Raw genomic sequence first — 14,982 nt, forward strand, 5'->3', positions numbered from 1 at the left:
CCAATTTTTATTGACCACAACAGACAGCGCTTCTTGCTGGGTACGGGTGGCGCAAGGCTGGAACGGCAACGGTTTCGGTTTTATGGCGATCCCTCGCGTCGGGCAGGAAGTGATAGTCAGCTATCTCAACGGCGATATTGACCGCCCGATTGTGACGGGGTGTACCTATAACGGCCTCAACCGCCCGCCTCTTAATTTACCGCTGGAGAAAACCCGTACCACCTTTAAAACCCGGACTCACGGGGGACAGGGATTTAATGAACTGCGCTTTGAGGATGATAAAGGAAGCGAGGAAGTGTTTATTCATGCTCAGCGGAATATGAAAACGCAGATTCTCTGGGATAAAACCACGCAGATAGGTAATGACCAGAAAACAGAAGTGGCGCATAACCGCACGGCGATAATTAAAAATGATGATGATGAAGCCGTGCAGGGCTTCCATACGCTTGAAGTCGGTCAAAATCAGACGGTGACCATTAAAGGTCAGCAGGCCCTTTCCATTGGTAAAAGTCATCAACTGAACATCGCCGATAACCAGCAAATCACCGTGGGTAAACATATCACAGTGCACTCTGAAAGCGGGCAAATCATCATTGGGAACGCAGGCGGGCAGATAGTCATTGATCCAATGGGCAATATCCGTATCGAAGGGGTCAGCATCACTATGACCGACCATATCACCGGCAAGAAATCCGCCGGTGCGCTGTTTGACTACTCCGCCCGCTATACCCTGCTCAGCGAGCAAAGCGATAAGCCGTTGGTGGATGTCCCCTACACCATTACCACTGGCGATGGTCAGGTCATCCCGGGTAAAACTGACGCGCTGGGCAGAACGATGACGGTACAGAGTGCGGCAGAAGAAAATCTGCAACTGAGTTCACCGGAAACCCCACCTAAACCGAAGCAAACCTTATATCAGGCCAGTGATAATACACCGGTAGAGCATGTTATGGAATTTACGGAGGAATAAGTATGGCAATATCCAACAACGGCAAGATGTGCCCGGCTGTCACATCAATCACCTGTACGATGGAAATAGGCGTCTTTCCTGCTGATGAAGATCCCTGTTATCTGGCGAGAAAAGCTGAATACGCTCTGCGCCTGCCGGCAATGATTATCACTAAGCTGGGCGCTATTCTCTTTCTTAATCAAGTTATTATGAGTGGGTTGATTAAGGTTGAGGAGCTTAAGCATGACTTCCTGTGGCCTTATAAAGCGGAAGTGGTGTTTGCTATCCGAGGAGAGCAAGATGTCCCTTTACCCATGCTGGCGGCCAGTCAAGACTCTAAGCAACGTTATGGTGGTAATTTGCCGCAATCCAGTAATCCGTTTGCCCGACCTTCTGCCGAAGACGCGGAGAAATTTGGGGTTAAACGTATTCGGCGCCCCGATATTATTCTGGTTAGAGATGTGTCTCTCCGCTGGCCGGGCAGAAATGCCACCTACTTCGATGGTTCTGTGCACCCCGATAATCTGAAAATGTTGATTTAAGTGAAATTTACGGGGGATGATCTAAGTAGAGATCAGGAACTGGATTATATGCTAATTGCGACAGAAAAACGTTTTGGTGTAATGCGCGTCATAGATAATCGCACTGAGGAGCAAAAGCAGTACGATGAGGCGTGGCGAAAACATTATCAACCCGGTTCCCAACACTATAAAAACCCCATCCCACTGGCCCCGCTGCCACCGGGTTCACCGCCTGATGATGAAGCTTTACCCATCCCTCCCGAAGAAGGAATACCGGGGACCATTCCGCAACCCCTGACAAAAAATCCACCGCTGCTCAGTACTTCCCGCTGGTCGTTTTTACCGAGCTATGAAGACTGGGTTGTCCTCGGGCAGGAGGTGGCTGGTCTGGCTGAAAATGGATTGAATTATGTCCGCGACAGTACCCGGGAGCTTCTTGCCCAGTTTGGTACCTGGTTCAATGAGGCTGGCAAATGGGTGTGTAACGAGGTTATTGACCCGATAAGCCATCAGGTCAGCTACGCGTTTTCCTGGGTCAGTGAACAAACAGGAAAAATCGTGACTTGGACGGAGAGCGAAATAAAAGCCCGGTGGCAGATTGTGCAACAGGGCTCAGATATCACCCTGGAAGAGCTAAAAAACATTAGCTGGATGCAAATATTAAAAGAGGTGGGTGAAGGAATGTTGGAATTAGTTGTAATTATTGCCGAAGTTGCCGTTGTTATCCTGGTCACCGTTGCCGTCGCTGCCGCGCTGATTGCACTGGTGGAAATTTTAGCTGCCGCAGCAGCAATGAGCGCCACCGCGTTAGCTGCCGTCCTGACAATATTGGCGAGTGTGACATTCGCCACCGCCTCATAATTCATGGAGAAAATGATGGAAACTGTAGATTACTTTGCCCAGTTGAGATCACAACTGACTTCTTTTCTTTTTATCAATGGCGATGAACTGACTGTTTCCCGCCTGGGTCTCTCGATTACCCTGTTTTTTAAACAGGGTTACACTCAGGAGAAAAAACAGCGTATTTTGGCCTGCTACCAGCGCTTTCGCGAAGAGTTTGGTACTCATCTGCGTTTTCACCGTCATGAATTTAAAGGATTAAGAAAATATTCACCGGAAAATATTGCCAAAGTGGAAGAGAGCATCCTAAATCAGAAAAAAAATCAGTTTTGTGGCTGGGTCGTCAGTGATGCTAAAAATGAAGATGAAGCACCTCGTTATCTGATGCGTTATCTGGATTCCGATGAGTATGATGGTGATGATAGTAGCTCCTATCTGAGTCTGGACTTGAACCGGACAGTGGGGACTGCGGTTATTGCTTGGTCCTGCCCAAAGACTTCTATGACTATTTTCCTTTAGAGTACCAGCTAGCGCAATGTTATCCTTCCCTGCAAGTGAACTCCGCAGTGCACACAGCTAAATTACAGTATGGACATTCCATCCGTGGCATTAACTGGATCACCCTGCTGTCCAAACGATTTGTAAACCGACTGGGGGAAATCATGGATACGCCACACGCTGGCCCGCCACCTCTACCCGGATGTGGTGATTACGCCTTACTCCAATGGTCTGATGATCCGGGCCGGTCAATACCCGGACTTAACACCGCTACCGGGCAGTGTTCCGGAGAGTTATTTTGCCATTAGCCTAGCTGATACGTCCGATACGAGTGATACTTCGTGAAGGCCATTCATTGCACTTCTATGGTGAAGGTCATTTTGATGATATTTCTACCCTAGCCTGGTATGCCCGTTATGACCGGGGACCGCTGCAAGTGACCCCTTTGAGAAGTAACCATCCGGCACTGGTCAGCGGGATCTGGCAAACCGATAGCCTGCCTGGTCAGCAGTACTTCTTTGCTCAGGGTGCGATGGCTTTTGATGTTCCAAGTGCAGAACCGGGCACAACCGTATGGCATTTAATACGAGAAACGGAAAATATAGCGGAGTAAATAATGCGAAGTGTAGTGGAAGGAAAAAAAATTATCCTTAAAGGTGATACCACAATGACCGGAGGCGATGTTTTAAATGGTTCCGGTTTGGTAAACCAACAACTATCGGTTGCCTGTAAAGGTGACCCGGTGTTTTGTCCCGCCTGTAAATAAACCGGCGCTATTGCGGAAGGTTCTAACTTGTTCAATATACAAGGAATACCTGTTGCGCTGGAGGGACACCTTGTTAATTGTGGTTGCCCGACCGGAGCCTGTCGATTAAAGGTACGGCCATAAATATCAAATTCCAAAGCCCTTAATTGAAATCCCCATAAAACCAGAGCAGGTTTTAAACTGTGATTAAAAGTTATTTTTTCTACCTCTGGCTTTAATCGATATCTGGTTTTAACTATTTTTTTATCTTTTGGAAATATGCTTTTTGCTAAATTTAAGAATTATGATATATCGTGGTTTCATGTTTAACGAGCGTTAATCATATCCGATTTGTTTTTACTGACATTGTTTTACTAATGTTGTTTTACTGACAATTCTGCGGGTTTTTATAAATCATCACCCTTTATTCTTTCTTTATAAATCATTAATAATATAACTCTCTAGTGTAGAGATACCATTAATGTTTTTAGGATAATTTCTTTTCTAGCACTTAGATTCTGCTAAATTAATCGTTTTATCTTTTCTTTATCGCATTTTTTATTGTTTTTTTGTAAAATACTGGTGAGAAAATACTTGAATGTCAATCTATTCTATTAATGTTGTTTTACGTGATTGTTTCTTTTCAGCTCTCGGTTAATAGTTAGTGAATTTCGACTAAATGTAATTAATCACGCCACTAAAATTTTTAATTTGTTGAGTTAAATTAGCATATTGAATGAAATGCTTAATCTCTCTCTGTTTGTCTTTTTAAATAGTCATGGTTGGTTAGGTAAATGTAAAATAAGTGGAGGATAGTATCGCCGATAAATGTATTTTTTAATTTTTAGCTGATTAATCACCGGTAAAAGGAAAATGTAAGTAAAAAAGAATAATGTAAAAACATGATAAGCTTGTACAGTGGTTCTCATTCTGAGGGGTTGCTTATTTTTAATTGTAAACCTGCCATAACGAATGGTTTTTATTGTTTAATTGTGGTAAGCCTAATGGCCTTTTTTCTGAACCGTATTTAATGTCCCTATTTTCATTAAACTGATATTTAGGTTTTCTCATTTCTCCCTTTTCTATATTTGATTTTTTAGGTTTAAAACCAGTGAGGGTAGCAGATTAGCTGATGGTATTAAGATTAACGCTAGTTTCTTTAATTATTTTTAATTTTGCTAAACATTTTTGTTTTTTAGGGTTAATCTAAATGCCTCTCGGTTTTCTACAATTATAGCCTCTGATTTTTCGTAAACTTGTTGCAGTTAGGCAAAATCTTTTATTTAAGAAAATTGAGTTAATGTGGTTAATGTGGTTAATGTGGTTAATGTGGTTAATGTGGTTAATGTGGTTAATGTGGTTAATGTGGTTAATGTGGTTAATGTGGTTAATGTGGTTAATGTGGTTAATGTGGTTAATACGGTTAATACGGTTAATACGGTTAATACGGTTAATACGGTTAAATGTTTTGATATGATATATTCTTGTTATTGGGTTAATACTATCATTTTGTCACCTTATTTAATCAATTTAAAACCTGTTTTTTCTGATGCTTTCTCCTCTAATGTCAGTATGGTATCGGATTTTTTACCCGTTTTAAAAAATCCTTAATCACTGCTTTTTACTTTTTATGATTAAATTTTTTACTTGTTTTTTCGTGGTATGCCTGGCCTCTTTTCCAGCTTTTAAAACTATACTGACAGACAAAAAGTGGCTTTTCTTAACACCTGTATTTATCATTGGTGAAAACTCAGTGGTGATAGTCAAGGCGTTAAAAGTCAGCAATATGAAGGATGGTTTATGGATTAAAACCATCCTTGAAACTGGATAGGATAACGTCTGCGCAGGAGAAATAGGCGTTACGGTATTTAATCTATCGCTATTCCTGCTTTTTTACGACATCTATCCACATCTTTCAGTAATTGGTTGACATGATCATCATCGAACAGGGTTTCCAATGTGGTATTCAGTTTACGTCGCCAGTTAGGGTATTCCATTATCGTACCTGGAATATTGACCGGTTTATCCATATCCAGCCAATCTTCGGGTTGCAACCCCAACAGCGCGCAGGCACTGTGTGCAATGTAACGATGTAGCCCCTGATTTATTATCGGTGACATAGCCACCTCTTTTGCCATGTGACTGATAGGTTCCGGGATACAGCCGTAGCGATGTAAGCCTTCTAATAACCCTTGTTTGCTGGCCTGACGTTCGGTATGTAACCCTTGCAGTAGGTCTTTATCAGGATATAGCTTGAGTGATTCACCAAGTGTCAAATCGTCGCTTTGCCAGAATCCACGTAAAGTAGGTAAATCATGCGTGGTGATGGTCGCCATTGCTTGTATCGGGTAATCCTCCGGTGCACGGTATTCCCCGTTGTCATGACGCTCAAAGTAGAGCACTTTATAAGAATAGACACCGCCATCGCGCAGTTTGCCCACAATCTCTTCCGGTACAATACCCAAATCTTCACCAATGACCAGACAACGATGGCGTTGACTTTCTAATGCCAGAATTGCCATCAGATCATCAACTGGATAGTGCACATATGCCCCCTTGTCGGCAGTTTCGCCATAGGGAATCCACCAGAGCCTGAGCACTGACATAACGTGATCAATACGTAAGGCACCGCAGTGGGTCATATTGGTGCGTAGCAGATTAATAAATGGTCGGTAAGCCTGAGTTTGCAAAACATGAGGATTCATTGGCGGTAGGCCCCAGTTTTGACCCAGTGGCCCTAGAGCATCCGGTGGCGCTCCCACTGATGCTTTGGTGCAGTAAACAACTCGGTTGCACCAGGTTTCCGAGCCTCCTTCCGCTACGCCGACGGCCAAATCACGGTAAATTCCAATGGACATGCCACTTGTTTGGCTTTGGGTAAAGCAGTCTGCAAGTTGAGTATCGGCCAACCATTGTAGCCAGAGGAAAAATTCCACTTCCTGCGGGTGAGATTGGCAAAATGTTTGTACCGCTTCACCGTGTGGCTCGCGGTATTTTTCCGGCCATACCGGCCAGCCCCAACAGGAACTCTCTTCCGCGTATAGCTGGCAATGCAGAGCGTCATAGGCGGCTTGATAGTAGAGACACTCACCACCCTGAATGACAAATTGGCGGAAAGCGGTTTTTGGCGAATCATGTTCTGGACGGGTGCTGAATTGTTGATATGCCAGACGCAGTGCTGCCATTTTCAACGCCATAACTGCGGTGTAATCCACCCATTCCGCGTTGCGGGCATTCTGTAACATGCGTTGAGTCGTCGCTGTTTGCCACCATCTCTGTGCTTCTTCGCTGTGTTTGAAATCCTCAACTTGATTAACATCAATGTAAATCACATTAAGCCAGTTGCGTGAAGAGGGGCTATAGGGGCTGGCGCTTTCTGGCATGGTTGGATGCAGTGCATGCAACGGATTCAACCCGATGAAGGCGCCTCCACGTGTTGCTATCTCTTTCAGCATGTATTTCAGGTCACCAAAATCGCCGATTCCCCAGTTGTTTTCTGAGCGCAGAGTATAGAGTTGCACACAGGCACCCCAAAGTTTTTCCTTCTTTAGCAGGGCATCCGGTTCATAGCAGCGTTTGGGCGCCACGATAATCTGCATAGACCAGCATTGGCTTCCTTGTGTCACAGTGAGGCGGTGGTAGCCCAGAGCAAGCGTATCAGGCAGCATCAGTTTATGGCAGCAATGCCCCTGAAATTCCTCTCCTTGTTCTGTCCGCATCTGCCATTGGTAGTGCTCTTCATCTTTCAGGGTGATAGTGAAGTGTTCACCTTGAGTAAAAATTTTTACTGTCGGCAAGGGTGAAACCGGCGCATTGGCCGGTTTGTTTACGTTTATCGCATCCAGCAAGCGATGTCGGGTTTCCGTTGGAATCGCTTGTGGCTTGCCATAAGCATTAATGTAGCTGGCGACAATGCCAGCCTCGGTCGCTAAATGATCGAGGCTCTTCTCCTCCATGATTTTTCCTTATCGGTTTGCTTGCCAGATGCGTTGTTGATAATCACGGATTGTTCGGTCAGAGCTGAACATACCCATCCGGGCGGTGTTCAGGATGGCACTACGTGTCCAATGTTGAGTATCGCGGTACAAGGTATCGATCCGCTTATGCGCATCACAATAGGAGGCAAAATCAGCTAGTACCAGATAAGGATCGCCACCTTCAATCAGACTATGTAGCAGCATATCGAATGCGCGTTTATCGCTATAGCTGAACTCGCCGCTAGCCAGTGCTTTGAGTATATTGTCTAGGTGTTGATCTTCCTTGAGTAATGTCAGTGGGTCATAACCGGCAGCTTTTAAGGCTTTCACTTCTTCTACGGTATGCCCGAAAATGAAGATGTGGTCATCTCCTACCTGTTCGGCAATTTCAACGTTCGCCCCATCTAATGTCCCAATGGTCAGTGCGCCATTTAGTGCGAATTTCATGTTGCCGGTACCCGAAGCTTCCTTGCCAGCAGTGGAGATTTGTTCTGAAACATCGGCCGCCGGTATCATGAGTTCCGCGACGGAAACTTTGTAATCGGGGATAAAAGCGATCTTAATACGATCACCGACAATCGGATCATTATTGATTTTTTCCGCCGCCTGATTGATTGCAGAGATGATGTTTTTTGCCAAATAGTAGCCAGGCGCGGCTTTTGCGCCAAACAGGAATACACGTGGCACGATATCCAGCGCCGGATTTTCCTGAATTTGTTTATAGAGCGATAGGATATGCAACAGGTTCAGATGCTGGCGTTTATATTCATGCAAGCGTTTAATTTGCACATCAAAAATGGCGTTTGGATCTAGCTTGAGCCCCATCACTTTATTGACATAATTGGATAGCCGGATCTTGTTGCCTTGCTTGATAGCTCGGTACTCTTCGCGGAAAGAGGCGTCATCTGCATAGGGTTCAAGTGTCTTAAGGGCATCAAGATCGTTAATCCATTCGCGATTAAGCGTACGGTCAAGCAATCCCGACAGTGCCGGATTACACTGTTTGAGCCAGCGACGTGGGGTAACGCCATTTGTCACGTTGAGAAACTTATTCGGCCATAGTTGATGGTATTCAGGGAAAAGATCCTTAACGATAAGCTGTGAGTGTAGTGCTGCTACTCCGTTTACGGCAAAGCCCGCGACGACGCAAAGATTCGCCATTCGTATCTGATGGTTATAATGTACAGCTAATTTTTCCCATACGGCTTGCTCGCCTGGCCAGGTTTTGTCCACCAGCTTTTTAAACCGGTAGTTGATTTCTTTAATGATGCTGTAATGGCGTGGCAGCAGGTGGCTGACTAGATCCTCGTCCCAACATTCCAAACCTTCTGGCATCAGGGTGTGGTTGGTATAAGCGAAAGTATGGCTGGTTATCTCCCATGCGGTTTCCCAACTCATCTGGTGTTTATCCAGAAGAATGCGCATCATTTCAGGGATGGCAATCGTTGGGTGGGTATCGTTAAGCTGGATAACTTCATACTTAGGCAGATCTTCTGTTTTGCGGCCCGCCAGATGATGGCGACGCAGGATATCTGCGACGGAGCAGGCACACTGGAAATATTGTTGCATCAGACGCAGGCGTTTGCCTTCTTGATGATTATCATTCGGATAGAGAACTTTCGTTAGTTTAGCGGCTTCAACCCCTTGCTGTTCCGCTGTCAGAAACTGTCCGGCGTTGAATTTGTCGAGATCAAATGGTGCAGCATGGGTTGCTTGCCACAGGCGTAATGGTTGAGTAACGCCATTGCGATAACCAATGACCGGTAGATCCCAAGCTTCTCCAATCAAGGTGAATTCAGGTGCCCAGGTTTCGCGTCCATCATCTGTTATGACGACTTCGCCGCCAAAATTCACCTCAACATCTAACTGAGCATTGTGGCGGAACCAAGGATAAGATTCTCGTCCCCAATTATCTGGTTTTTCAATTTGTTGCCCTTGCTCAAAGGATTGGCGGAACAGGCCGTATTGATAATTCAGACCATAGCCAATTGCCGACTGACCGATAGTTGCCATAGAGTCAAGAAAACAGGCGGCAAGCCGTCCTAATCCACCGTTACCTAAAGCAGGGTCGGTTTCTTGTTCCAGAAGATCACTTAGAATGATATTTTCTTCTGCCAGGTAAGCCTGAACGTCTTCATACCAACCAAGGTTAAGCAGGTTGTTTGCGGTCAAACGGCCAATCAGAAACTCCATGGAGATGTAGTTCACATGGCGTTGTTGCTCGGAATGATTGATGACAGGGCATGCGGGCACTAGCTCTGACAGGGCCGCACTAACGGCTTGCCACCACTGATGCTGGGTCATTTCCTGTGCTGAACCGAGGCCAAAGCGCTGCCATTGACGTGTCAGCGCAGCCTGAAACTGGGCTTTATCTAATCTGGACTGTTGCATGGAGTCTTCATCCTGTAGCTGAAAAGGCAAATTTAGACACTATGCTGAATGCTCTCAGGATCTAAAGCATCATCCTGGAGAGGTATTAGTCAGGGAGGAGTAGAAGGGCGTAGCCAATAACCTTATTTCGCGTCATTTTTGCGCCCGTTGAGTCCACTTTCTTGTTGAGAACTGATGAGGTGAATTTGCCAATCGCTTCCAAAACTTATACGTAGAAAATGGAATTTGCTGTTCAAGAATGTGATAGGGTGCGCAACTTAATACTATGGGGTTCGCAAACATATTTGCAAAAGTCATCTATTTCACTAAATTTGGTTGGGTTGATTGATGACGTTATTACGGACCGTGAAATAAATCATCTAACTAATATCACTCATGGTTCCGGCGCAGGTTTCACTTATTGCTTCTTATTGGGCACGGAAATTACGGAAATTAATGCTTATCCCATCAAAACTGAGTCGTCCTGTTCGTCTGAATAATACAGTCTTGCGTAAGCGTCTGTTAATCAGACTGAATGAGTCGTCTAACTATCGTCTTGTGCTAATAACTAGCCCCGCTGGTTACGGCAAAACCACATTGGTCTCTCAGTGGGCAGCCGGACAGGATAATCTGGGATGGTATTCTCTGGACGAGAGTGATAATCAGCCGGAACGTTTTGCCAGCTATCTTATCGCGGCGTTGCAGCAGGCGACGCAGGGTCATTGTGTTAAAAGTGAAGTGTTGGCTCAAAAACATCAATATGCCAATTTACCCGCGCTTTTCGCTCAATTATTTATTGAACTTAATGAGTGGCAGCGGCCCATTTCCTTAGTGATTGATGATTACCATCTGATTGTAAATAACATTATTCATGAGGCTATGCGGTTTTTCCTGCGTCACCAGCCTGAGAATCTGACGTTAACCATCTTATCGCGTAATCTGCCTTCTCTTGGGGTGGCTAATCTGCGCGTACGTGAGCAATTGCTGGAAATTGACAGCCAGCAACTGGCTTTTGATTATCAAGAAACGCAGCAATTTTTTGATAAGCGTTTAACCACATCCCTTGATGCCGACGATTGTAAGCGCCTATGCAATGAAGTGGCGGGTTGGGCAACGGCGCTCCAGCTTATCGCGCTTTCAGCGCGGCAGTCGTGTGATGCCGCTGAACTGTCGGCTAAGCGCTTGTCGGGCATTAATGCCAGCCATCTTTCCGATTATTTGGTGGATGAGGTACTCAATCAGGTGGATAGTTCAACGCGTGAATTTTTGTTGCGCAGCTCTATCTTACGTTCCATGAATGATGGCTTGATTGTTCGTCTAACCGGCGAAGAGAATGGTCAGCAGCGCCTTGAAGAAACTGAACGCCAAGGGTTGTTTATCCAGCGCATGGATGACTCTGGCGAATGGTTTAGCTTTCATCCACTTTTTGCTTCATTTCTGCGTCAACGCTGTCAGTGGGAAATGGCGCTGCAATTGCCGGAGTTGCATCGGGCGGCTGCGGAAGGTTGGCTGGCGCAGGGGTATCCGGGTGAGGCGATTCATCATGCCTTGGCAGCGGGCGATACCGCCATGTTGCGGGATATTTTGTTGCAACATGCTTGGTCGCTGTTTAACCACAGTGAGTTATCGCTGTTGGAAGAGTGTATGAATGCGCTGCCTTATGAGCAGCTATTGGAGAGTCCGCGTCTGGTGCTACTTCAAGCCTGGCTGGCCCAAAGCCAACATCGTTATTCAGAGGTCAATACACTGTTAAATCAGGCGGAACAGGCTCTGCAACAGAAACAAATTGCTATAGAGCCGGATCTACTGGCTGAATTCGACGCTTTACGGGCTCAGGTGGCAATAAACAGCGGCAAGCCGGAGGTAGCTGATAAGTTGGCGAAACAAGCCTTGGCGGCACTGCTTCCTCAGAATGAATACAGTCGTATTGTTGCGACTTCGGTGGAAGGTGAAGTATTACATTGTAAAGGTGAGTTGGCTGATGCTTTGACGCGAATGCAACAAACCGAGCAGCTTGCGCGTTGTTTCCATGTTCATCACTATGCGTTGTGGGCGCTGTTACAGCAAAGTGAAATTTTACTGGCTCAGGGATATTTGCAGACGGCTTATGAAACGCAGAACAAGGCATTTGAATTGATCCGTGAACAGCATTTGGAGCAATTGCCGATGCATGAATTTTTGTTGCGTATCCGTTCACAGCTTTTGTGGTGCTGGTCTCGTCTTGAGGAAGCCGAAGAGGCAGCGCGTCGTGGGTTGGAAGTGTTGTCTAACTTCCAACCTCAGCAACAGTTGCAATGTTTAACCCAGTTGGCTAAATGCTCTTTGACCAGAGGAGATATTGATAATGCCCGCCGTTATCTGGCGCGTTGTGAAAACCTGCTGAGTAATGGGCAATATCACAGAGATTGGCGCACGAATACTGACAAGTTGCGAGTCATCATTTGGCAGAATATGGAAGATAGAAGCGCTGCTATTCGGTGGCTGGCACAGACCGAGCGACCAGAGAGCGTCAATAATCATTTTAATCAGGGCCAGTGGCGCAATATTGCTCGTGCTCAGATTCTGCTTGGTTTGTATGATGAGGCTGAACCCATTTTAGATACACTAAATCAACATGCGAGAAAATTACAATTAATCAGCGATTTGAATCGTAATTTACTGTTGTGTAATTTGCTTTACTGGCAGATCGGACGCAAAAGTGAAGCGCAGAGTGCGCTTATTGAGGCATTGGCTCTGGCTAACCGTACCGGGTTTATTAGCCATTTTGTCATCGAAGGTGAGTTGATGGCTCAACAGCTACGCCAGCTTATTCAACTCAATACCTTGTCTGAACTGGAGTTGCATCGGGCACAGCGCATTTTGCGGGATATCAACCGTCAACATCGTCATAAATTCGCTCATTTTGATGAAAGTTTTGTCACACAGTTGCTAACACATCCTGATGTTCCTGAGCTTATTCGCAATAGTCCACTTACACAGCGTGAGTGGCAGGTATTGGGATTGATTTACTCAGGCTACAGTAATGATCAGATTGCCGCAGAGTTGGATGTAGCGACGACAACTATCAAGACGCATATACGGAATCTGTATCAGAAGCTAGGAATTGCGAATCGCCAGGAGGCGATTCAGCAAGCACAGCAACTGATGCAGATGATGGGGTTAGGTGTGTGACAGATATTTTAGGATTCTAGTGAAACTACCTGTCCTTTCAGGTTACGACTGAGTATGTGTGCTGACAGGATTAGCGTGGTACCGAGTAGCATGACTAACACAAGTGACTGTTTGAGCGAAAATGGTAACGCCATAGCAATGAGCGAGAGGGCAGAGCCGACAGCCATCTGGACGAATCCTATCAATGCGGAAGCGACACCGGCTTCGTCAGAATAAGGTTCTAGTGCATAACTGGTCGCAGGCCCCATAACAAATGCCATACCTGTGCAGGCGAAAGAAACCGGCAACATATAACTTAGCCAGTGCTGGCTGGCGATAGTTGGCAGATGTATGCCAGAAAACAGAGCCAGGCTAGCCAGTGACATCAGAATTGTCCCTAACAGCAGGCAGGAAGGGCGGCCAATTCGGGGGATGATTTTAGTTGCGGTTAGGAAGGCGATCATCGTCCAGAGTCCGTTACCACCAAAAATCAATGAAAATGCTAGCGGCGAAATATGGCCTTCGATCATCAGTACCGTTGGTGCAAATGACACATAGGTAACGACTATTCCCATAACGCCGGCATTAACTAAGGCAAAATGTATAAACTGGGCATTGCTAAGAATTTGAAAGTATTGTTTCAGCGGTAGCCCGCGAATTGGCTTAGTGTTAGCAGGCCGCGTTTCTGGTAGCCAGGTGGCAATGATCAGTAGTGCAATAACCGAGTAGCAAGTCAAAAACCAGAATGGTGCTCGCCAGTTGAACATTTCGGCCAGAATACCGCCAAGTAACGGAGCGAGAGCAGGAACGATATTTAGCGTACCGTTAATAAATCCATAGGCTTTAGCCGCTTCGTCACCGTTTAGGCGATCACGCACGCCACTAATGCAGACAACACTGGTACAGCAGACAGCGCATCCTTGAATAATCCGCGCTGCAATAAAAATTTCGGGAAAAGTAGAAAGCGCTGCGATCACAGAACCGATGATATATAAGGTGATACCCGTTAAGGCAACTGGCCGACGGCCGAATTTGTCCACTAGTGGCCCGGCAACTAATTGGCCTAGCCCCATAATCAGTAAAAATAAAGAAATCGTTGACTGAATAACTTCATTGTTAACTTTAAAATCCTCAGCGATGGCAGGAACCGTAGGTAAGAATACATCGATACCCAAAGGTCCAAAAAGTGCTAGGCTAAGTAGTAGAAGAATATAATTTTGCATGTGTGTTCTTTTGATATTTCAATAAATGGTGGTGGTTTTATTGGCGAATAGGCTCAGTGGAATTCATTCTTTAGCGCAACCAAAGAGCTTGGATACACCAGAAATCCTACTGGCAAGTCATTTCAAGCTGGCGATAGGTGTGTTCAAAGATCGCGCACGGACAGAACCCTTTGCTTTTTTTAAAGTCTGAACTTTATACGAGCTATTCACCAGTGTAAACCGGCTAGCTTGTGCGGGTATTTTAAGTATCCAGATCTTAAATACAGACAAATGACATAGCGCTGTCGCATCAGCGTATTCTTCACTCGACGTTTAATATTTACCGAGAATCTAGCTATCTCCAGTATAAAAAAACACTTTTTCTGGCAGATCAGAAATGATCGAGAGTCTTTTATGACATTTCATCACCTATCAGAAAATAACTGCGTGCGATATCAATATTCTTATCATCTTGCGCAAAAGTCGCAAGATGGGAGACTTTAAGTACAGTTTTGCAGAATTTCTTATGATTAACCTTATAGAGCAGCAGTTCTGCATGTCATTAGCAAATCATTCAAAATAATAATGTATTTTATACAAAATACTTTAATTTTTTAAATGTTTTTGTAGTTTTTATGGGTTTTTTGTTGATCTAAATTAATTTTTAGTAAATATTCTCTTACCTATTAAAGATTATTGTGCTTTCTTATAGTTAGAAATGGTTAATTAA

Annotated in this window: 9 protein-coding genes and 2 pseudogenes; 8 read left to right on the forward strand and 3 right to left on the reverse strand. The window is 45.2% G+C overall.

What is annotated here, in order from left to right:
• From KZ793_RS19870 to KZ793_RS19895, 6 genes and pseudogenes are all read left to right on the forward strand, one after another.
• Window positions 1-970: type VI secretion system Vgr family protein (locus KZ793_RS19870; RefSeq protein ID WP_225816901.1), on the forward strand; the 970-nt coding region annotated here is incomplete at its 5' end.
• A gap of 2 nt (window positions 971-972) precedes the next feature.
• The gene (locus KZ793_RS19875; protein WP_225816902.1) at window positions 973-1,491 is read left to right on the forward strand and encodes a VRR-NUC domain-containing protein; all 519 of its coding nucleotides are present in this window, start codon (window positions 973-975) and stop codon (window positions 1,489-1,491) included.
• Between the two features lie 48 nt (window positions 1,492-1,539).
• Complete coding sequence (locus KZ793_RS19880) at window positions 1,540-2,331, forward strand: hypothetical protein (RefSeq protein WP_225816903.1); 792 nt, start codon at window positions 1,540-1,542, stop codon at window positions 2,329-2,331.
• Between the two features lie 15 nt (window positions 2,332-2,346).
• Window positions 2,347-3,421: pseudogene (locus tag KZ793_RS19885) on the forward strand (type VI immunity family protein).
• Window positions 3,422-3,424: 3 nt separating this feature from the next.
• Window positions 3,425-3,697, forward strand: a pseudogene (locus KZ793_RS19890) (PAAR domain-containing protein).
• A gap of 1,158 nt (window positions 3,698-4,855) precedes the next feature.
• A complete protein-coding gene (locus KZ793_RS19895; RefSeq protein ID WP_225816904.1) occupies window positions 4,856-5,164 on the forward strand; it encodes a hypothetical protein in 309 nt (102 codons plus the stop codon).
• A 257-nt stretch (window positions 5,165-5,421) separates the two neighbouring features.
• Here KZ793_RS19895 and malQ read toward each other — a convergent pair whose 3' ends face one another.
• Window positions 5,422-7,509, reverse strand: a complete 2,088-nt coding sequence (gene malQ, locus KZ793_RS19900; protein ID WP_225816905.1) for a 4-alpha-glucanotransferase — start codon at window positions 7,507-7,509, stop codon at window positions 5,422-5,424.
• 9 nt (window positions 7,510-7,518) lie between these two features.
• On the reverse strand, window positions 7,519-9,921 hold the full coding sequence (gene malP, locus KZ793_RS19905; RefSeq protein WP_225816906.1) for a maltodextrin phosphorylase: 2,403 nt from the start codon (window positions 9,919-9,921) through the stop codon (window positions 7,519-7,521).
• 435 nt (window positions 9,922-10,356) lie between these two features.
• Here malP and malT point away from each other — a divergent pair, with 435 nt between their 5' ends.
• Window positions 10,357-13,071, forward strand: a complete 2,715-nt coding sequence (gene malT / locus KZ793_RS19910; protein WP_225816907.1) for an HTH-type transcriptional regulator MalT — start codon at window positions 10,357-10,359, stop codon at window positions 13,069-13,071.
• A gap of 8 nt (window positions 13,072-13,079) precedes the next feature.
• On the opposite strand, the gene KZ793_RS19915 is transcribed toward malT, so the two are convergent.
• On the reverse strand, window positions 13,080-14,273 hold the full coding sequence (locus tag KZ793_RS19915; protein ID WP_225816908.1) for a multidrug effflux MFS transporter: 1,194 nt from the start codon (window positions 14,271-14,273) through the stop codon (window positions 13,080-13,082).
• A gap of 40 nt (window positions 14,274-14,313) precedes the next feature.
• Between KZ793_RS19915 and KZ793_RS19920 the strand changes: the two genes are divergently transcribed.
• Window positions 14,314-14,463 (forward strand): hypothetical protein, encoded by a 150-nt coding sequence (locus KZ793_RS19920; protein ID WP_225816909.1) that lies wholly within the window; start codon window positions 14,314-14,316, stop codon window positions 14,461-14,463.
• Window positions 14,464-14,982 lie beyond the last annotated feature (519 nt).

Source organism: Photorhabdus antumapuensis (assembly GCF_020387775.1).
Classification (GTDB): Bacteria; Pseudomonadota; Gammaproteobacteria; order Enterobacterales; family Enterobacteriaceae; genus Photorhabdus; species Photorhabdus antumapuensis.